The sequence below is a fragment of the Streptomyces sp. NPDC001536 genome (assembly GCF_042894505.1).
Lineage (GTDB): Bacteria > Actinomycetota > Actinomycetes > Streptomycetales > Streptomycetaceae > Streptomyces.
Window position 1 is genome coordinate 573,841 of the sequence record NZ_JBIAVQ010000002.1, and the last position, 20,388, is coordinate 594,228.

At 70.0% G+C, this 20,388-nt stretch carries 14 protein-coding genes; 5 read left to right on the forward strand and 9 right to left on the reverse strand.

From position 1 onward, the window contains the following. The first annotated feature begins 117 nt into the window (after positions 1 to 117). A complete protein-coding gene (locus ACFY0U_RS07685) occupies positions 118 to 3,888 on the forward strand; it encodes a GH92 family glycosyl hydrolase (RefSeq protein WP_388631745.1) in 3,771 nt (1,256 codons plus the stop codon). 19 nt (positions 3,889 to 3,907) lie between these two features. Further along, entirely contained in the window at positions 3,908 to 5,836 is a 1,929-nt protein-coding gene (locus ACFY0U_RS07690) for an alpha-glucuronidase (protein WP_388631748.1), read from the forward strand. A gap of 6 nt (positions 5,837 to 5,842) precedes the next feature. On the opposite strand, the gene ACFY0U_RS07695 is transcribed toward ACFY0U_RS07690, so the two are convergent. The 6 genes from ACFY0U_RS07695 to ACFY0U_RS07720 are packed head-to-tail and all read right to left on the reverse strand — an operon-like array spanning position 5,843 to position 12,195. Next, entirely contained in the window at positions 5,843 to 7,843 is a 2,001-nt protein-coding gene (locus tag ACFY0U_RS07695; RefSeq protein WP_388631751.1) for a beta-galactosidase, read from the reverse strand. Continuing rightward, positions 7,840 to 8,520 (reverse strand): hypothetical protein, encoded by a 681-nt coding sequence (locus ACFY0U_RS07700; protein WP_388631754.1) that lies wholly within the window; start codon positions 8,518 to 8,520, stop codon positions 7,840 to 7,842. The genes ACFY0U_RS07695 and ACFY0U_RS07700 overlap by 4 nt, the downstream gene beginning before the upstream one ends. Beyond that, positions 8,517 to 8,642 carry a hypothetical protein gene (locus tag ACFY0U_RS07705; RefSeq protein WP_388631756.1) on the reverse strand — a complete coding sequence of 42 codons (126 nt, stop codon included), beginning with the start codon at positions 8,640 to 8,642 and terminating at the stop codon, positions 8,517 to 8,519. Before ACFY0U_RS07705 ends, ACFY0U_RS07700 begins: the two co-directional genes overlap by 4 nt. Continuing rightward, positions 8,639 to 10,294 (reverse strand): extracellular solute-binding protein, encoded by a 1,656-nt coding sequence (locus tag ACFY0U_RS07710; protein WP_388631759.1) that lies wholly within the window; start codon positions 10,292 to 10,294, stop codon positions 8,639 to 8,641. The genes ACFY0U_RS07705 and ACFY0U_RS07710 overlap by 4 nt, the downstream gene beginning before the upstream one ends. A gap of 51 nt (positions 10,295 to 10,345) precedes the next feature. Continuing rightward, on the reverse strand, positions 10,346 to 11,218 hold the full coding sequence (locus ACFY0U_RS07715) for a carbohydrate ABC transporter permease (protein WP_388631762.1): 873 nt from the start codon (positions 11,216 to 11,218) through the stop codon (positions 10,346 to 10,348). Beyond that, positions 11,212 to 12,195: an ABC transporter permease gene (locus ACFY0U_RS07720; protein ID WP_388631765.1), complete on the reverse strand. Its 984-nt coding sequence runs from the start codon at positions 12,193 to 12,195 to the stop codon at positions 11,212 to 11,214. Before ACFY0U_RS07720 ends, ACFY0U_RS07715 begins: the two co-directional genes overlap by 7 nt. 227 nt (positions 12,196 to 12,422) lie before the next feature. Here ACFY0U_RS07720 and ACFY0U_RS07725 point away from each other — a divergent pair, with 227 nt between their 5' ends. Beyond that, a complete protein-coding gene (locus tag ACFY0U_RS07725) occupies positions 12,423 to 13,412 on the forward strand; it encodes an acetylxylan esterase (RefSeq protein ID WP_388631768.1) in 990 nt (329 codons plus the stop codon). 28 nt (positions 13,413 to 13,440) lie between these two features. Continuing rightward, positions 13,441 to 13,926 (forward strand): hypothetical protein, encoded by a 486-nt coding sequence (locus tag ACFY0U_RS07730; RefSeq protein WP_388631770.1) that lies wholly within the window; start codon positions 13,441 to 13,443, stop codon positions 13,924 to 13,926. A 1-nt stretch (position 13,927) separates the two neighbouring features. Here ACFY0U_RS07730 and ACFY0U_RS07735 read toward each other — a convergent pair whose 3' ends face one another. Further along, positions 13,928 to 17,152: a GH92 family glycosyl hydrolase gene (locus ACFY0U_RS07735; RefSeq protein ID WP_388632385.1), complete on the reverse strand. Its 3,225-nt coding sequence runs from the start codon at positions 17,150 to 17,152 to the stop codon at positions 13,928 to 13,930. 352 nt (positions 17,153 to 17,504) lie between these two features. On the opposite strand from ACFY0U_RS07735, the gene ACFY0U_RS07740 reads away from it, so the two are divergent. Beyond that, complete coding sequence (locus ACFY0U_RS07740) at positions 17,505 to 18,095, forward strand: HD domain-containing protein (protein WP_388631772.1); 591 nt, start codon at positions 17,505 to 17,507, stop codon at positions 18,093 to 18,095. A 22-nt stretch (positions 18,096 to 18,117) separates the two neighbouring features. On the opposite strand, the gene ACFY0U_RS07745 is transcribed toward ACFY0U_RS07740, so the two are convergent. Next, positions 18,118 to 18,861, reverse strand: coding sequence for a methyltransferase domain-containing protein (locus ACFY0U_RS07745; RefSeq protein ID WP_388631775.1), 744 nt, complete (start codon positions 18,859 to 18,861; stop codon positions 18,118 to 18,120). A 156-nt stretch (positions 18,862 to 19,017) separates the two neighbouring features. Then, positions 19,018 to 20,106 carry a lytic polysaccharide monooxygenase gene (locus ACFY0U_RS07750; RefSeq protein WP_388631777.1) on the reverse strand — a complete coding sequence of 363 codons (1,089 nt, stop codon included), beginning with the start codon at positions 20,104 to 20,106 and terminating at the stop codon, positions 19,018 to 19,020. Positions 20,107 to 20,388 lie beyond the last annotated feature (282 nt).

Below are 20,388 nucleotides of genomic sequence, written 5' to 3' on the forward strand. Positions count from 1 at the left end.
TATTGCGCCCGAATGCCACACCCAACACCCTTGACAACGCCCACCACTTGGGCCACAACTGATCCTTGCGCATCGAAGTTGACAACGTTGTCCGCGATGGCAGGAGGGTGCTGGCGCATGCGGCACAGAGCTCGGTACAGACAAGGTCCGGCGGTCGTTCTCACGGCCGCCTTCGCTTTGGCCATGGGTTCCCAGGGGGCGGCGGTCGCCCTGCCGGAGGCACCCGCCGCCGACCGGGAGTTCGCGTCCTCCTTCGAATCGGATGATCCGGTTCCGGACTGGACCGACACGGTGGAGCGCGCCTCGGGCGTCGACGGCGGCTACAGCAGCGGCATCCCGGGCAATGTGACCGACCGGGTCACGGACGTCCGCGCGAGCGCCGAGAACACCTCCGGCGGCGAGGTGAAGGAGAACCTCGTCGACGGCGAGCCGGGCACCAAGTGGCTGGCGTTCCAGCCCACCGGCTGGGCGGAGTTCGACCTGGACAAACCCCGCAGGATCGCCACGTACGCCCTTGTCTCGGCCAACGACCACGCCGAGCGCGACCCCAGGGACTGGACCCTCCAGGGCTCGGCGGACGGCAAGGACTGGAAGACCCTCGACACCCGCTCCGGCCAGTCCTTCCCCGAGCGCTTCCAGACGAAGTCCTACGACCTCGCGGAGCCGGCCGAGTACCGGCACTTCCGTCTCGACGTCACCGCGAACAACGGCGCCCCGGACATCCTGCAACTCGCCGACGTGCAGTTCTCCACGGGCGGAGGCAACGGGCCGGTACCGCCCGACATGCTCTCGCTGGTCGACCGCGGCCCGAACGGCTCCCCCACCGCGAAGGCGCGGGCGGGCTTCACCGGGAAGCGGGCGCTGCGGTACGCCGGGCGGCACACGGCGGACGGGCGGGCGTACTCGTACAACAAGGTCTACGACGTGAACGTGGCCGTCGGCCGGGACACCCGGCTGGCCTACCGCGTCTTCCCGTCGATGGCGGACGGCGACCGGGACTACGCGGCGACGAACGTGGCGGTGGACCTGGCCTTCACGGACGGCACCTATCTGAGCGGTCTCGGGGCCCGGGACCAGCACGGCTTCGAGTTGTCGCCGCGGGGGCAGGGCGCCGCGAAGGTGCTGTACGTCAACCAGTGGAACGACGTGGCCTCGCGGATCGGGTCGGTGGCGGCCGGGAAGACGGTCGACCGGATCCTGGTGGCGTACGACTCCCCCGGCGGCCCGGCGAAGTTCCGCGGCTGGCTGGACGACGTACGCATCGAGCCCGTGGCGCCCGAGAAGCCGAAGGCCCATCTGTCCGACTACGCGCTGACGACCCGGGGCACCAACTCCAGCGGAGCCTTCTCGCGCGGCAACAACTTCCCCGCGACGGCCGTGCCCCATGGCTTCAACTTCTGGACGCCGGTGACCAACGCCGGATCGCTGAGCTGGCTGTACGACTACGCGCGGGCCAACAACGACGACAACCTGCCGACGATCCAGGCGTTCAGCGCGAGCCATGAGCCGAGCCCCTGGATGGGCGACCGGCAGACCTTCCAGGTGATGCCGTCCGTGGCCGCCGGCGTCCCGGACACCGGCCGCGAGGCGCGGGAGCTGGCCTTCCGGCACGAGAACGAGACCGCGCGGCCGTACTACTACGGCGTGCGGTTCGAGAACGGGCTGAAGGCGGAGATGGCACCGACCGACCACGCGGCGGCGCTGCGGTTCACGTATCCGGGTGATGAGGCGAGCGTCCTCTTCGACAACGTGACGGATCAGGCGGGGCTGACGCTCGACAAGGCGGCCGGGGTCGTCACCGGGTACTCGGACGTGAAGTCCGGGTTGTCGACGGGGGCGACGCGGCTGTTCGTGTACGGGGTCTTCGACAAGCCGGTGGTCGAGGGCGGCTCCAGCGGGGTCAAGGGGTATCTGCGGTTCGACGACTCCACGGTCACCCTGCGGCTCGCCACCTCGCTCATCAGCATCGACCAGGCCAAGGACAACCTGCGCCAGGAGATCCCGGACGGGACGAACTTCGAGACGGTTCGGGACCGCGCGCAACGGCAGTGGGACCGGCTGCTCGGCAAGGTCGAGGTCGAAGGCGCCACGCCGGACCAGCTGACCACGCTGTACTCCAGCCTGTACCGGCTGTACCTGTACCCCAACTCCGGCTTCGAGAAGGTCGGTTCGAAGTACCGGTACGCCTCGCCGTTCTCGCCGATGCCGGGTCCCGACACCCCGACGCACACCGGGGCGAAGATCGTCGACGGCAAGGTGTACGTCAACAACGGCTTCTGGGACACCTATCGGACGACCTGGCCCGCGTACTCGCTTCTGACGCCCTCTCAGGCGGGCGAGATGGCCGACGGGTTCGTGCAGCAGTACAAGGACGGCGGCTGGACCTCGCGCTGGTCCTCCCCCGGTTACGCGGACCTGATGACCGGCACCTCCTCGGACGTCGCCTTCGCGGACGCGTACGTCAAGGGCGTCGACTTCGACGCGAAGTCGGCGTACGAGGCGGCCGTGAAGAACGCGACCGTCGTGCCGCCGACGTCGGGCGTGGGCCGCAAGGGGATGGAGACCTCCCCGTTCCTCGGCTACACCAGCACCGAGACGCACGAGGGCCTGTCCTGGGCGCTTGAGGGCTATCTCAACGACTACGGCATCGCTCGGATGGGCAAGGCGCTGTACGACAAGACGGGTGAGACGCGGTACGCGGAGGAGTCGGAGTACTTCCTCAACCGGGCCCGGGAGTATGTGAACCTCTTCGATACCCAGGCCGGCTTCTTCCAGGGGCGGGACCTCTCCGGTGACTGGCGGGTGGAGTCGTCGAAGTACGACCCGCGCGTCTGGGGCTACGACTACACGGAGACCAACGGGTGGGGGTACTCCTTCACCGCCCCGCAGGACAGCCGCGGCCTGGCCAACCTGTACGGCGGCCGGAGCGGGCTCGCCGAGAAGCTCGACGAGTACTTCGCCACGCCGGAGACGGCCTCGCCGGACTTCGTCGGCTCCTACGGCGGGGTCATCCACGAGATGACGGAGGCGCGGGACGTCCGCATGGGCATGTACGGACACTCCAACCAGGTCGCCCACCATGTGAACTACATGTACGACGCGGCCGGTCAGCCGTGGAAGACCCAGCGCAACGTCCGTGAGGTGCTGTCCCGGCTCTACACCGGCAGTGCGATCGGGCAGGGCTATCACGGTGACGAGGACAACGGCGAGCAGTCGGCATGGTTCCTCTTCTCCGCGCTGGGCTTCTATCCGCTGGTGATGGGCAGTGGCGAGTACGCCGTCGGCTCCCCGTTGTTCACGAAGGCGACCGTGCATCTGGAGAACGGCCGGGACCTCGTCGTGAAGGCTCCGAAGAACAGCACCCGCAATGTGTATGTGCAGGGGCTGAAGGTCAACGGGAAGACCTGGAGGTCGACTTCGCTTCCACACTCGCTGATCTCGAAGGGCGGCACACTGACCTTCGACATGGGTCCGCGGCCCTCGTCCTGGGGCACGGGCAAGAACGCGGCGCCGGTGTCGATCACCAAGGACGACAAGGTGCCGACGCCTCGGGCGGACGTGCTGAAGGGAGAGGGCGGGCTCTTCGACAACACGTCGGCGACCGAAGTCGCGGTGTCCGAGGTCGAGTTGCCGGTCGCCAAGGGCGCCGAGGCGGTGCAGTACACGCTCACCTCGCCCTCGGACCGCTCGAAGGCGCCCAAGGGCTGGGTGCTCCAGGGGTCGGCCGACGGGACCTCGTGGCAGACCCTGGACAAGCGGTCCGGTGAGTCCTTCGCCTGGGACAGACAGACACGCGCGTTCACAGTGGGGTCGCCGGGTACGTACGAGAGGTACCGCCTCGTACTGGACAGCGAGGCGACCGTGTCGGAGGTCGAACTGCTGGCCTGAGCAAGGGAGTTGAGGTCTCATGCAGGGTGTCGACGACGCTTGGCTGCCGGACGGGGTGTTCCGGCAGGTCGGCACCCGGCGGACCCTCATCCGTGGCGCGGGTCCGCTGGTGGACACGGTGCGCCGTGAAGTGGACCGGGCCTGCGCACGGTTCGGGGGACGGGTCGTACCGCACGGCGACAGCGATCTGGTGCTGGAGCTGACCGGCGAGGACGGGAGCGAGGCGTTCACGTACGAGCGCCGTGACGGCCGCACGACCGTCACGGCGTCCGGCGGGGCCGGGCTCCTGCACGGCTTCTTCCATGTCGTACGGCTCGGGGCGGCGGCCTTCGAGGGCTCCAGCGAACGTCGGTCGCACCGGTCGGAGTTGGCGCTGCGCATGCTGGACCACTGGGACAACGTGGCCGTGCACCCGGTCATGGGTCAGGTGGAGCGCGGGTACGCGGGCGGCTCGCTGTTCTGGGAGGACGGGCGGGCGCGCGGGGACCTGGAGCGGGTCATGGCGTACGGCAGGCTGCTCGCCTCGTGCGGGATCAACGCCGTGGCCGTGAACAACGTGAACGTGCACGAGACCGAGGCGCGTCTGCTGACCGACCGGATCGCTGAAGTCGCCGCGATCGCGGGGGCGTTGCGGGAGTACGGGATCCGGACGCATCTGTCGGTGAGCTTCGCCGCTCCGGTCGTGCTCGGCGGGCTCGCGACGGCCGATCCGCTCGACGAGGGGGTGCGGGCGTGGTGGGCCGAGGTGACCGGGCGCGTGTACGCGGCGATACCGGACTTCGGCGGGTACGTGGTGAAGGCCGACTCGGAGGAGCAGCCGGGGCCGTTCGCGTACGGCCGTACTCACGCGGACGGGGCGAACATGCTGGCCGCCGCGCTGGAGCCGTACGGCGGGACCGTGCACTGGCGGGCGTTCGTCTACGACCACCGGCAGGACTGGCGGGACCGGACGACGGACCGGGCGCGGGCCGCGTACGACCATTTCGTGCCGCTGGACGGGCAGTTCGCGTCGAACGCCGTGCTCCAGGTCAAGCACGGGCCGATGGACTTCCAGGTGCGGGAGCCGGTCTCCCCGCTGATCGGCGCGATGCCCGGCACCCGGCTGGCGGTGGAGCTCCAGGCGACACAGGAGTACACCGGGCAGCAGCGGCATGTGTGCTGGCTGGGGCCGATGTGGAGCGAGGTGCTGCGGTTCCGGCCCGACGGCACGCCGGTGGCGGAGCTGGCGAATGCCCTGGTCGCCGTCTCCAACGTCGGTGACGACCGGTTCTGGACCGGTCATCCGCTGGCCCAGGCGAACCTCTACACCTTCGGCCGCCTGGCCTGGCAGCCGGACGCGGACCCACTGGAGATCCTCGACGAGTGGATCCGGCTCACCTTCGGGCCGGAGCCTGCGGCGGGGGTGCGCGCGGTGATGGAGGGGTCGTGGCGCACGTACGAGAAGTACACGGCGCCGCTCGGGGTCGGTTTCATGGTGCAGCCCGGTCACCACTACGGGCCGAGCGTGGACGGATACGAGTACAGCCCGTGGGGCACCTACCACTTCGCCGACCGGGACGGCGTCGGCGTGGACCGGAGCGCGGCGACCGGCACGGGGTACGCGGCGCAGTACGCCAAACCCTGGGCCGAGGTGTACGAGTCGCCGGAGACCTGCCCGGACGAGCTGCTGCTGTTCTTCCACCATGTGCCGTACGGACATGTGCTGCACAGCGGCAAGACGGTGATCCAGCACATCTACGACACGCATTTCGAGGGCGTGGAGGAGGCGGAGGCCGCCCGGCGGGTGTGGGCATCGCTGGTGGACCTGGTGGACGCCGAACGCCACGCGCGGGTGGCGGAGCGGTTCGAGGAGCAGCTCCGCAGCGCCCGCGAGTGGCGCGATCAGATCAACAGCTACTTCTTCCGGAAGTCCGGTGTGCCCGACGCCCGGGGGCGCCGGATCCCCTAGCCGCGGCTACTGGATCCGCAGGATCGCCGTGCCCAGCGGGTCCAGGGTCAGGGGTTCGCCCTTCTCCATCCGCTTGCCGGTGAGCAGGTCGGTGGCGGTGGTGTGGGCGGTCAAGTGGGCCGGCTCGGTGGTGTGGTTGAGGAGGAAGAGGAGGCGGGTGCCGTCGGGGGCGATCCGGGTCGCGGTCTCGACGGTCGGGTGGTCGGCGTAGGGGCCGAGCAGGTCGTGACGGGCGAGGACACGGCGGACCACCTCGTCGACGCCGGGCTGGTCGAGGGCGGTGGCGACGTACCAGGCCTCGCCGTCCCCGAACGCGTTGCGGGTGACGGCCGGGGTGCCCGCGTAGAAGTCGGTGCCGTAGGTGGCGACCGGCTCGGCGCCGCGCAGCTGGACGATCTCGAAGACGAGGCGGGCTTGCGACCCCAGCTCGGGTACCGGCTGGGTGAACTCCGGTGGCCGTGAGTCCCATTCGTCGATCCGCACGCCCATCAGCGCTGCGAGCGGGCCCGGTACGTCGGTGAGGAACGCCCGGTCATGTTCGTCGCCGCGGCCCGAGAGGAAGGTGGTCAGGACCGTGCCGCCGCGTGCGGCGACGGCTTCGAGGCGTTCGGCGAGATCGCCCTTGACCAGGTGCAGGACGGGGGCGAGGACCACGTCGTAGGAGGTCAGGTCGGCGGTCTGCGGGACGACGTCCAGGTCTGCGCCGGCCTCGCGGGCGGCGCGGTAGTAGGCGTGGACGACCTCCTGGTACTTGACCAGCCGGGAGGGGCCGTCGGAGATCTCCAGGGCCCACCAGCTGTCCCAGTCGAAGAGCAGGGCGGTGCGGGCGGGGGTGCGGGCGCCGAGCGTGGCGTCGCCGAGCGCCTCCAGCTCCCCTCCCAGCTCGGCCACCTCCCGGAAGGTCCGGGTGTCGTCGCGGCCCGGGTGGCCGACGACCGCTCCGTGGTACTTCTCGCAGGCGCCGCGGGAAGCGCGCATCTGGAAGTAGAGGGCGGCGTCGGCGCCGTGGGCGACGGCCTGGAAGGTGGCGAGCCGCAACTCCCCCGGCCGTCGCAGGGGGTTGACGTCCCGGCACGCGGTCGTGGACGGGGTCTGTTCCATCAGCCAGAACGGGGCGCCGTCCTTCAGGCCGCGCATCAGGTCATGGGCCAGGGCGGGCCAGGTCGGCGGGGCGTCGAGGGGCGGGTAGCTGTCCCAGGAGGCGAAGTCGAGGTGCGGGGCCCAGCGGTGGTAGTCGAGGGGGCGAAACATGCCCATGAAGTTGGTGGTCACCGGGGTCTGCGGGTCATGGGCGCGGATCACCTCCTTCTCGGCGAGGAAGCAGCCGAGGAGGGCGTCGGTGGTGAAGCGGAAGTAGTCGAGGGTGATGCCCTGGAAGGCGGTGTGGTCGGGGCCGCGCCAGTGCTCGGTGAGGGCGCTGGGGGGTTCGATCTCGGTCCAGTCGGTGTAGCGGTGGGACCAGAAGGTGGTCCACCAGGCGTCGTTGAGGGCGTCGAGGGTGACGTACTCGGTCCGCAGCCAGTCCCGGAAGGCCTCGGCGCAGTGCTCGCAGTAACAGACGCCGCCGTACTCGTTGTTGATGTGCCAGGCGAGCAACGCCGGGTGCTCGGCGTACCGTTCGGCCAGGCGTGCGGCCATCGCCGTCGAGAGCCGGCGGTACGCCGGTGAGCTGGGGCAGAAGTTGTGGCGCTGTCCGTAGCGGTGGCGGCGGCCCTCGAAGTCGGTGCGGTTGACCTCGGGGCACTTCTTGGCGAGCCAGGGCGGGACGGCGGCGGTGCCGGTGGCGAGGCAGACCCGGCGGCCCTCGGCGGCGGCGCGGTCGAGGACGCGGTCCAGGACGGTGAAGTCGTAGGTGTCCTCGGCGGGTTGGGTGAGGGACCAGGAGAAGACGCCGACGGTGAGCGTGTCGATACCGGCCCGGGTGAAGAGGCGGTGGTCCTCGTCCCACACGTCCTCGGGCCATTGCTCGGGGTTGTAGTCGCCGCCGTACCGGATCTTGCGACTCATACGGTGAAGTCCTCCTGGGTCTCGGCGATGACCGCGCGGCCGCCGTGCAGCAGGGACAGCAGCAGCGGGGCGGCCAGCAGGGCGGGCAGGGCCTCGGTGAGCAGGGCGGTCCCCGCGGCGGTCAGGACGAGCAGCGAGGCGGTGGCGAGGGTGGCGCGGCCGTGCCGGAAGAGGAAGTACCCGGCGAGGCGGGCGGTGTCGCGGGTGCGGAAACTGAAGAGGGAGGTCAGGACGAGTGCGTGGGCTCCCCACAGGAGGGAGCCGAGGCCGATCGCCGCGAGCAGCCCCGCCCACCAGCCGGGCAGACCGGTCGCGGAGAAGTGGGTCAGCGTGAAGGCGATGACCGTGAGCCAGCCGAGCAGGGGCGCCCACAGCTTCAGGGCGGGGAGCGCGTTGAGCCGCCAGCCGCGCCAGTAGGTGCGGGCCGGGTGGAGGTCGGTGAGGTCGCGGTCGCGGTGATGGAGGGCGTAGAGGGCGGCGGAGGAGGCGGGGCCGAGCGGGAGCAGGCAGAGGGCGGCGAGGGGGATGTTGGAGGGGTCGGGGCCGAGCAGGAAGAGGCCGGCCAGGCCGGGGGCGGCCGCGACCAGGAGGAGGGCCTCGACCGTGACGAGGGTGTGGATGAGGGCGGCGGCCCGGGAGAGGGGGCCGATGCCGAAGGCGGTGGACGGGGTGCTCATCGCGTCTCCCTTCCGAGCAGCCCCCGCTCGTCCGTCCAGGGCGGTGCCTCGTCCACGACCGCACTGACCTCGACGAGCGTCACCTCGTGCCGGTTCAGCGTCAGGTCCAGGCCCCGGATCACCCGTTCTCCTTCCTGAACCGGTCGTACGCCTTGTTGTGCAGGTCGACGAGCTGCTGCATGTTCTTCGACTTCAACTCGCTGACGTAGGCGTCCCATTCGGACAGCGGGCGCTTGCCGAGGACGAACTGGAGGGTGTTCTGGATGACGGTGTCCTTGAGCGGTGTCTCCCAGAGCGTCGCCTGCTCCTGCTCCACGGACTGAAGGGGGTGGGCGGGGTCGATGGGAAGCTCGGTGCGCTGGGCCATGACGTCCTGGAACTTCTTCTCGTCCGGGCTGAAGTTGGAGGAGACCAGGGCCCAGCTGCCGCCGTAGGTGAAGACGCCGTTGAAGAAGCCGAAGTCCTTCTGGAGGTCCTTCGGGGCGTCCGGGTCGGAGCCCATGAGGGAGATGCCGGGCTCCAGCCTGTACTGGCCGCCGGACTCCGTGTAAGTGGTGCCCTCCACACCCCACTTGCAGAACTTCTGGCCCTCGTCGGAGTACCAGAGCCAGTCCACGAACTGCATCATCGCGACGAAGGTGTCGGCCTTGAGCGCCTTGCTGGAGACCATGATGCCGTTCTCCAGCCGGGTGCCGCCCAGCACCACCGGGCCCGCCGGACCGAGGGGCACCGGCACCATCTCGATCTTCGCGCCCTTGACCTGCTTCTCCAGGTTGTAGCGGTAGTTCTGCACCAGCTCCTGCGGATTGGCACTGATCGCATAGGACTTCTCCGCCAGCAGCTTCTGCACGGCCTGGTCGTCCTGCTGGGTGAAGCTCTCCGGGTCGAGCAGCTTCTCGGCGACGATCTTCCTCAGGTACTCGACCATCTGGCGGTAGGCGTCCGTCGCCGCGTTGAAGACGAACTTCTGCGCCTTGGTGTCGAAGGTGATGTTGTTGTACGACCAGCCCGCCTTGACCCCGTACGCCTGGCCGAGATAGCCGAACAGCGCCCCGCACGGGAAGGGGGTGTTGGTGCTCCAGCGGTCGGTCCAGGGGTATTTGCCGGGGTACTCCGTCTTCAGCGCCTTGAGCACCTCGTACACCTCGTCCCAGCTGGTGGGCAGGGTCAGACCGTGCTTCTCGAGGATGTCGGTGCGGAAGGACAGCGAGTAGCCGGACTTGACCTTCTCGTGCAGTCCGGGCAGGAGGTAGTACTTGCCGTCGGACTGGCGTATGGAGTCCAGCTCGGGTTCGAGCCGCCACTTCTTCACCTTGTCCTGGAAATTTGGCATCAGGTGCACGTACTCGCTGACCGGGAGGATCGCGCCGGAGGACACGAAGGCGACCTCGCCCGGGTGGTAGGTCTTCGGGATCAGGAAGGGGGCGTCGCCCGCGCCGATGAGGACGCTGCGCTTCTTCTCGTAGTCCGCCAGCGGGACGTCGATCGGCTTGATGGTGATCCCGGTGCGCCGGGTGACCTCCTTCCAGAACAGCCAGCCGCTCTTCGTCGGGTAGACCGGGTTGTTGTTGTGCAGCATCGAGAAGGACAGCGGCTTCGCGGCCTTGAACTGCTGGCCGGCGCGGTACTCCTTCATGGCGCCGTTCTGCTTCTTGGAGAGGTCCTTGCTGTCGCCTCCCTCGTCACCGCTGCCGCAGCCGGTGAGCGTGGCGAGCCCGATGAAACCCGCGGCGGCGAGGATCTGACGCCGCGACAGCTGTCCTTCGTTCATCACGGATACTCCCTTGTTCCGTAAGTGAATTGAGCGGGCGTCAGCCCAGCGCTTTCAGCCCTTGACCGCGCCGAGCATCACGCCCGAGACGAAGTAGCGCTGGACGAACGGGTACACGCAGAGGATCGGCAGCGCGGTGAGCACGATGGTGACCGCCTGGATGTTCGCCCCGACCTGGCTGAGCTGTTCGGTGCCGGCTCCGGCGTTGGAGCCTCCGGTGGCGCCCTGGATGAGGTTGCGCAGATAGACGGTGACCGGCATCAGATCGGTGCTGTCCATGTACAGGAACGCGCTGAACCAGGAGTTCCAGAAGGACACCGAGTAGAAGAGCACCATCGTCGCGACGACCGCCTTGGACAGCGGCAGCACGATCCTGAGCAGAATGCCGTAGGTGCTCAGGCCGTCGATCTGCGCGGCCTCCTCCAACTCGGTCGGCAGGCTCTCGAAGAAGGCCTTCATCACCAGGAGGTTGAAGACGCTGATCGCGTTGGGCAGCGCGATCGCCCACACGCTGTTCTTCAGACCGAGGCTGGTGATCAGGACGTACTGCGGGATCAGACCGCCGGTGAAGAACATGGTGAACACCGCGATGCCGACGAGCGCGGTACGCCCCTTGAGCTGCTTCTTCGACAGGACGTACGCGTAGCAGGTCGTCAGGACCATGGCCACGGCGGTCGCCACGACCGTGTAGAACACCGTGTTGCCGTAGTTGCGCCAGAACATCGAGTCCTGGAACACGATCTTGTACGTGGTGAGGTTGAACCCCTTGGGCCACAAGGTGACTTCACCGGCCCGGATCTGCCGCTCCCCGCTGAAGGACCGGGCGACGATGTTGACGAAGGGGTACAGGGTCACCAGCACCACGAGGCTGAGGACCACCCCGTTGACGCCCTGGAAGACCCGGTAGGAACGGCTCGGCCTCACCACAGGCTGGTCCCCACCGTGCGGCGCGACAGCTGGTTCGCGGTGGTGATCAGCACCAGGCCGATGATCGCCTCGAACAGTCCGATGGCGGCGGCGTAGCTGAAGCTGCTGGACTCCACACCGGTCCGGTAGACGTAGGTGGAGATCACGTCGGCGGTCGGATAGGTCAACGCGTTGTACAGCAGCAGGACCTTCTCGAAGCCGACCGCGAGGAACGTGCCGATGTTGAGGATCAGCAGCGTGATCATGGTGGGGCGGATGCCGGGCAGGGTGACGTGCCAGATCTGCTGCCAGCGGTTGGCACCGTCGATGCGCGCGGCCTCGTACAGGTCCTCGTCGATCGTGGTCAGAGCGGCCAGATAGAGGATCGTGCCCCAGCCGGCGGTCTGCCAGATCTCGGAGCCGACGTAGATCGTGCGGAACCACTCGGGCTCCTGGATGAACCGGATCGGGTCGTGGCCGAACCAGCCCAGGACGTGATTGACCGGGCCGTCCGTGGCGAGCATCTGCATGGTGATGCCGGCGACGATCACCATCGACAGGAAGTGCGGGAGGTACGACACCGACTGCACGAAGCGCTTCAGGGAACGCCTGCGCACCTCGTTCAGGAGCAGGGCCAGCACGATCGGGATCGGGAAGCAGAAGACGAGGGTGAGCCCGCCGATCCACAGGGTGTTGCGGAACACCCGCCAGAAGGTGGGGTCGCTGAGGAACATCTCGACGTAGCGCAGGCCCACCCACTGCTCGCCGAAGATCGAGCCGCCGGGCTGGAAGCGCCGGAACGCGATCACGTTGCCGAGCATCGGCAGATAGCGGAAGACCAGGAAGAACAGCAGCGGCAGCAGTGCCAGCGAGTAGAGCTGCCAGTCGCGGCGCAGCGCCCGTCTCCAGGGGACGCGGGCGGAGGGCGGCGGCGGTGGGGCAGGCTCCGCAGGGCCCTGAATGCCCGGCGGAGAGGCCGACTTGGTGGAGGTGCTCATGCTCGGTCCTCACAGGAGGGGGGAGTTGAACCGAAACTTTCGAGCTCTTACCGGTAACTTCGCGGCAACCTAAAGGCACTCGGAAAGCGCTGTCAATGGGTGCTGCAGCGGGCTTCTGAGGCGGGCGGCCAGAGTTGAAATCCCTCGCGCACGGGGTAGAACACAGAAGTCCGGCCCAGCGATCTCCGCAAGTTTCCCTCTTCCGTCCGACTCCTGCGAGGTGCCTCGTGCCCGCGTTCGACCTGCCGCTGACGGAACTGGTGCACCACCGCCCGCTCCCCGAAGAGCCCGCCGACTTCGACGAGTTCTGGCACGAGACGCTCAAGGGGGCAGCTCAGCCGGAGGTGTTGGTGTCGGTGCAGCCGGTGGAGACCGGACTGCGGCTGACGCGGACCTGGGACGTGACCTTCCGGGGCTTCGCGGGCGACCCGGTGCGCGCCTGGTTCAGCAGACCGGCGGGCGGGGACGAACCCCTGCCCGCAGTGGTCGAGTTCGCCGGCTACGGTCGCGGCCGCGGTCTCCCCCACGAGCGCCTGACCTGGGTGAACGCCGGGTACGCCCATCTGCTGATGGACAGCCGCGGCCAGGGCGACCAGTACGGCAACGGCGGCCACACCCCCGACCCGCACGCGGCGGCGCCCGGCGGCCCGGGCCCGGCGGTACGGGGCCTGCTCGCACCGCACGACTACCACTACCGGCGCCTCATCACGGACGCGGTACGCGCGGTCGCGGCGGTCCGTGAGCTGCCCGGCGTGGACGCCGGACGCGTCGCGGCCGTCGGCAACAGCCAGGGCGGCGGCCTCGCGCTGGCCGTCGCGGGGCTCGTCCCGGACCTGGCGGCGGCGCTGGTGACCGCGCCCTTCCTGTGCGGCATCCGGCGTGCCCTGGACCTCACCGACGCGAGTCCCTACGGCGAGATCACCGCGTACCTCTCCGTCCACCGCGGCTCCGAACAGGCCGCCCACCGCACCCTCGCCTACATGGAGGGCATCTCCTTCGCCCGCCGCGCCCACGCCCCGGCCCACTTCGGAGTGGGGCTGCGCGACACGGTCTGCCCGCCGAGCGGGGCGTACGCCGCCTTCAACCGCTACGCCGAGTTGTCCGGCGCCGACCCGCGCACCGAGATCCACGCCTATCCGTACAACGGGCACGAGGGCGGGGACGCGGTGCAGGTGCGCCGGCAACTGGACTGGCTGCGGCGGACCTGGGAGCGCTGACGGAGGGCTGACGCCCTACGATGCGCGGGTGGAGAAGACCGTGACCGAGGGCCCCGAGCACCGCGTGGGCGACATTCTGCGCGTGACCTGCCCGTGGACCCCCGCGCAGGTGGACAGGGTCACGGGGAGGTACGCCTTCATCGTCTGGCCGTGGGCCGAGATCGACCCGGACTCGCGGGCCCGCTGGGACGGCCAGGTGGCGATGCCCACCGACCCGGACTCCCTGGAGTGGTGGCAGGGCGTGTTCCACACGGAGCCGAAGCCCTGGGAGCTGTCGGCCGGGGACACCTGCCTCGTCGGCGTGCCCGAGACCCTGCTCCGGGTCCTCGACATCCAGCGCCACGACCCGCCGGCGGACCGGGGACGGCTCCCCCGGCCGCGCGCCACGCTGGTCGTGGCCCACGTCGATCAGCCGGACGGGACGTGGGACGAGGAGGAGGGCCAGGGCTTCGTCATCGGTCCGAACGCGTCCGAGCCCGTCACCTTCGAGCTCGTCTCCCGCGCCGAACCGTAGGTCAGCCGACGGCCAGGGTGAACACACGCAGCCGCGTGTCGTCCGGCAGCCGTGCGCTCGCGATGCGCTTCCCCTCGGGCGCGGTGAACGGCTTGGTGGCGAAGACGTACGTGGCGACCGGATCCCGTCCGGCACCCGCGATGTTGCGGTAGGCGGTCTCGGCGACGACCTCGTTGCCGTACTGGACGCCGCCGCCGCCACCGCCGCGCGTCCAGTCGGTGAAGGAGAGGTCGACCGGGTCGGTCGTGCCGTCGGTGTAGGTGACGGTGGCCTTCGACTGCCGGTTGCCGAAGACCGCGCTGCCGATGAGGGACAACCGGCTCATCGGCTCGTCCAGTCGCAGGGTCTGCCCCGCGGCCGAGGCGTTGTCCGGCCGTCCGCTCGGCGAGTCCGGCCAGGTGAAGGCCAGAGCGCCGACCCTGCCCCGCGCACTCGGCGTCAGCCCCGCCGCGGCCAGGGCCTGACGGGAGTAGCTCCGGCCGCCGCCGTCGAAGTCGGCCTCGGTGTGGTCACCGGAGTCGTCCGAGATGCCGGTGCCGTTGTAGGCGGCGAGGAGAGTGCCGGGCGCGGCGACGGTCAGGGCCACGGGTTGGGCGTACGAGGGCACGGCGACCTTCACGTCGTAGAAGCCCTGCGCGATGTCCTGGTCGGCGGTCAGCACGATCTCCTGTGTCCCCTCGACGACCCTGCCCTCGGCGGGGGTCGCGGTGATGCCCTCGGGTGTCTCCACGCGGAACCGCACCTCGCCCCCGCTCATCGGCAGGGCCTTGACACCGACCTTCGTGCTGCCGCCCGGTGCGAGCGCCGCCGTGGTCGGGCCGACACCGATCTGGTACGGCTGCTCGCCCTCGCGGAAGGACGGCGGCGCGTCCTCGGGGGCGGCGCCCCAGGACCGGTCCGGGGTGCCGGAGAGGGTGTAGTGCAGTCGGCCGCCGTTCCGCACGAAGGCGGCCGGGAGCCAAGGGGCGTTGCTCGTACGGTCGTTGACCTTCAGGGAGTGGATGTACGGCGAGTCGGCGGCGGCGCCCTCCGCGGTGACGGTGATGTCGTTGCCGCCCGGCCGGTCGATCTCGATCCGGGGGAACAGCGGTGAGGCCAGGACGAGTTCGGCCCGAGAGGGGACCTGCGGATACATGCCGAGCGCCGAGAAGACGTACCAGGCCGACATCGCCCCGAGGTCGTCGTTGCCGGGGATGCCGCCGGGCTGTGTCGACCAGAGCCGGCGCATCGCGGCGCGGACGGTCTCCTGCGTCTTGTACGGCGTGCCCGCGTAGGCGTACAGATAGGGGACGTTGATCGACGGCTCGTTGTCCAGCTCGGCTTTCTCGCCGCCACTGCCGGTCAGGGCCCAACTGCCGTCCGTGTTCCGGAAGAAGCCGTCGAGCCGAGCCACCGCCTCACCCTTGCCGCCCATCGCGGCGAAGAGCCCGGCCGGGTTGTGCTGGACCATCCAGGTGTACTGCGCCGCCGTGCCCTCGACGAATCCCTTGCCCGTCGCCGGGGTGAAGCCGGTGACCCAGCTGCCGTCGGCGTGACGGTCGGCGATGTAGCCGCCGCCGGGGTCGGCCGCCAGGTTGAAGTTGTTCTGCCACCACTGGGAACGCCGGGCGAACTCGGCCGCCGTGCCCTTCTCCCCCGCCGCTGCGGCCAGTTGGGAGAGCGCGAAGTCGGCGCCGGACATCTCCAGCGTCTCGGCCGCCCCGCCCCAGGCGTTGGAGACGGACGGCATGTAGTGGTGCTTCAAGTACCGGTCCAAAGAAGGACGTTGGCCGACCGACAGCACCGGTCTCCCGGCGGAGGACAGGTCCTTCTCGGTCGGCACGGTCGCCGCCTTCACCAGCGAGGCGAGCGCACCGCGCACGTCGAAGTCCCTGCCGCCGAAGGCGTGGATTCCGGCCAGGGCGATGGGCGACGGATCCCCGTTCATGACATGGGTGCCGCTCGCGCCGTGCAGCCAGCGGTCCCAGACGCCGCCGTTCTGCTCGGCCAGTTCGTACAGGGACTGGGCGATGTCGGAGCCGGTGTCCGGCTCCAGCAGCGTGAGCAGCTGCACCTGGTCCCGGTAGACGTCCCAGCCGGAGAAGGTGCCGTACTGGGCCCGGCGGGCGGTGGTGTGCACCTCGCCGTCGGCGCCGCGGTACCGGCCGTCGACGTCACTGATGACGTTCGGGTGGAGGAGGGAGTGGTAGAGCGCGGTGTAGAAGGTGGTGCGCTCGGCGTCCGTGCCGCCGCCGACCCGGATCGCGTCCAGCCGGTCGCGCCAGGCGCCGCGGGCGGCCTTCCGTACGTCGTCGAAGGTGCGGTACGACGGGTTCTCCGCCGCCAGATTCGCCTCGGCGCCCTCGCGGCTGACGTAGGAGACACCGACCTTGACGTTCACCGGCCCGGCGCCCGGCTCGAACTCGACGTAGCCGCCCGCCCCCTTGCCCGCGACGGGCCGCCCCGCGTTCGCGAAACCGCCGGTGCCGCCGGACGCCTTCCGGGACCCGGGAGCGAGGCGGTCGTCCTGCCAGGTGCCCGTCGCCTTGAAGGCGCGGTCGAAGTGAGCGGTGAAGTGGAGGGTGTAGTAGGCGCGTCGGCCCTCGGGGTCGAGGTGGCCGCAGAAGTTCCCGGAGGTGACGGACCCGGAGACCGTGCGCCCGGCCGGGTCGATCTCGATCCGCGAATCGGTCGAGCCCACCTCGGAGTTGGCGGTACGGATCAGCAGCGAGGCCGGCTTGTCCTCCGGGTAGGTGAAGCGGGCCGAGCCGGTGCGGGCGGTGGCGGTGAGGTCGGCGGTGACGCCGGACGCGAGGGTCACCTCGTAATGGCCGGGCTCGGCTCTCTCGTCGGCGTGGCTGAAGTCGGCGGCGTACACCGCGTCCTTCGTGTCGCTCGCGGGCGAGGTGGTGACCTCACCGGCGTACGGGAAGAACGGGATGTCGCCGCTGCCGCCCGCACAGCCCGTGCCGGACATGTGGGTGAGGCTGAAGCCCCGGACGCGGGTGGCGTCATGGTGGTAACCGCCGGGCGCGGCGGTGCGTGTGGCGTCGCCCCAGGTGTTCTCGGGGCTCCAGGAGAGCATGCCGAAGGGGGTGACGGCGCCGGGGAAGACGTTGCCGCCGTTGCTGGTGCCGATGAGCGGGTCGACGTACGGCGTGGGGTCGTCGACGAGTTCCGGCGGCGCGGCGGGGGCGGTGGGGGCGACGCCGACGAGGGTGAGGGCGGCGGCGAGGATCAGGGACATCACGTGCGCCAGCCGTACCACGGGGCCGGTGGGCGGGGATGACACCCGGTCGGGGCAACTCCAACTGGCTTGACTTCGCCTTCCGTTGACAGGGTAGAGTGAGGTTTAGACCACTAGACAACGTTGTCCGACGACGAGACGGCGTAGCGTCACCGCTCGCCACAGGCCAACCGACACCCGGGCAGGGACTCCCCCCGTTCGCCTGCCCGGCTCGCGGACCCGGTGGGGGTGTCCACCGGGTCCGCACAGGCCACTCGGCGGTCAGGGCTCAGGCCCCCTTCGCCGAAGCACTCGTCCGAAGCGCTCCTCGGAAGCACCCCTCGGAAGGGCACCCCGCCCCTACCCTGTCCGGGTGACATCCACCGGCCTCCTCCTCCGCGCCCTCGACGACCCCGGCCATCCACCGCTGCGCCCCCTGCCGGACCGCGCGGCGGAGCTGCTGCGGAAGCTCGACGCGCCGCCGCGTCTGGCCGCCCATCTGCGGGCGGTGCACGACGTGGCGTACGAGATCGTCGAGTGGGTGTCGCCACGGCACCCGGCGCTTCCGCTCGACCGCGAGGCGGTGCTGTTCGGCGCGGCCACGCACGACATCGGCAAGACGCTCCACGTCACCGAGCTCTCCGGGCCGGGCTCGGCCCACGAGGAGGCCGGCCGTGAACTGCTCCTGGCCCACGGCATCGCACCGCACCTGGCCCGCTTCGCCGCCACCCATGCCTCCTGGACCCTGCCGGGCCTCGGCGTCGAGGATCTGCTGGTGAGCCTCGCCGACAAGATCTGGAAGAACAAGCGTGTGCCGGAGCTGGAGGACCTGGTGGTCAGAAGGCTCGCCGAGGCCGGTGGGCGGACGGTGTGGGAGGAGTTCCTGGAGCTCGACGACCTGCTGACGTCGGTGGGGGACGGGGCGGACGCGCGGTTGGGGTTCCAGGCGTCGTACCCGGTGTGAGGCGGGTCGGCCTGGGGCCGGGTCAGTGGTCGGCCACCAGCAGCCGGTACCCGACGTCGAAGGTCTCGCGGGTGAGCAGTTCGGCATGGCGGGTGTGCCAGCGGCCGGCGGCCAGATCGTCCGAGAGCCGGGCCAGGCCGGGGGCGAGGGCGGTTTCGCCGGGCTGGGTCAGCAGGGAGATGCCCGCACGTACGCGGGGGTCGAGATAGGCGTGGGGGCGGCGCCAGTACGCGGCGGCGAAGCCGTCCGCGCAGTCGTGGGGCACCGGGACCGGTTCCTGGCGTGCCCCGCCGAGGAGTTCGGCCAGCCGCTCGGTGGGGACGGCACGGGTGTCGTCGAAGGCGGCCGCCTCCGGCAGATACTCCTTCACCAGCCAGAACCGCTCGCGGAACACCCGCTGGTCCCAGGTCAGGACGACGACGCGGCGGCGGGCGACCCGGCGCAGTTCCGCGATCCCGGCCGCCGGGTCGGTCCAGTGGTGGACCGTGAGCAGGGCCATGACCGCGTCGGCGGCGTCGTCGCGCACGGGCAGGTGTTCCGCCACCGCCTGTACGGCGGGCGCGGACCCCGCTGGGCGCTGGGCGACCATGACCTTGCTGGGCTCGACCGCGAGCACGGTTCGCGCCGGTTCGTACGAGCCGGTGCCCGCTCCCACGTTGATCACGTCCGTGACGTTCCCGAGGGCGGCGTGGATCTGCGCGGCGATCCGCGGATCGGGGCGGCGGGTACGGGCGTAGGTCGCGCCGAGGGTGTCGTAGGTCGCCATGCCGGTCATTGTCCTGCGGGTCGGCCTTGATCACGTACGGCTCTTTGCGGGTGGTCCCGGCGGGGTGTGGCGCGGGGGCCGGCAATTCCCCCCGAGAAGTGGGCCGGTGGGCGGACCCGGCGGGCAGCGGCTCATGCCCACCGGGTCCGCTTCGGCTCAACCCACCCGACAGGGCAGGGTCGTTGCCGTATCTCCGCCGTCGCCTTGGACGACGTAGCCGAACGTGGCGCTCGCGCCTGGCGCGAGGGAGCCGTTCCAGTCGGCGTTGTGGACCATCACCGCCTGGCCGTTGTACGTCGCGTTGCCGTTCCAGAGGTTGTTCACCTTCTGACCGCTCGGCAGCGTCCAGTCGACCATCCAGCCGAGCATCGGGACGTCGCCGGAGTTGGTGACGGTCACCTCGGACTGGTAGCCGCCGGACCAACTGCCGGTCGTCCTACGGGTCGCGGTGCAGGTGCCCGGCACCGGATCGGTGGGGTTGCCCGGCTCGTGGATGCCGGTGACCTCGCCGTTGCCGCCGTCGAAGACGACGTCGGAGCAGGAGTAGAAGGTCTCCGCGCTGTCCGAGCGCTGCCAGACCATGTAGATGATGTGGCGGCCCGACTTGTTCGCCGGCAGCTGCCCGGTCCAGGAGTAGTTGGCCTCGACGGTGCCCGGGCTGCCGTTGAGCGGCGGGTGGTCGACGGAGAGGAAGGGCTGGGCCTCCATGTCGTCCCAGGTGAGGGTGCGGGTCGCGTCGAAGCCGTCCTTGGTGACGTAGACGTAGAACCAACCCGGGTGCGCGGCCCAGGCGTTGTAGGAGAAGTCGACGGTCGCGCCCGAGGTGAGGTGGGTCAACGGCCAGTCGTTGCGGGGGGCGTTGAAGCCGGTGAAGTTGGTGTTGCCGCCGCTGCACAGCTGGCCGTCCGGGACGAAGCCGCGGGTGCGGCCCGCACCGTCCGAGCGCAGTACGGAGAACCAGTTGTAGAACGGTGTGGTGCCGCTGACCGCCTGGGCGTTCTTGCAGGCCGGGTTGATCGGTTTGATCTCGCCGGTGTCGGTCAGTCCGTCCTGCCAGCACAGGAAGGTGCGGCTGGCGGGCTTCATCGGGGTGCCGTGGGCCTCCGCCTCGCCGCCGGTCGACATCACCAGCGTGACGGCCGGGATCGTGGCGAGCAGGGAGACCAGGACGAGGAAGAGGGCTCTGGCGCGGGTGGGGAGCGCTAATCGGCGCCCCGGGGACGCCGCTGACTTTGTCAGGATCATGACAGTCCAGTCCGTTCCTTGAGGTACGGGCCGTGCGGATGCGTGTGTGCGGATGAGCGGGGTGGGGGGTTCCTTGGGGCAGGTTCCGGTCCGCCACATGGGAGCGCTCCCACCCCGCCTGTTGCGGAAGTTAGCGCGAACGGAGGCGGCTGTAAACGGGTGGCGCGAGAGAGGTGGCCGTCAAGGGCGTGCCGTGGCCTCGCCGGCTCGGGCGGCGGGGACAGCAGTCGCCTTCCGTCTCGAAGACCTCACCGGAAGCGCGCGAATTGCCCCGGCGTCACG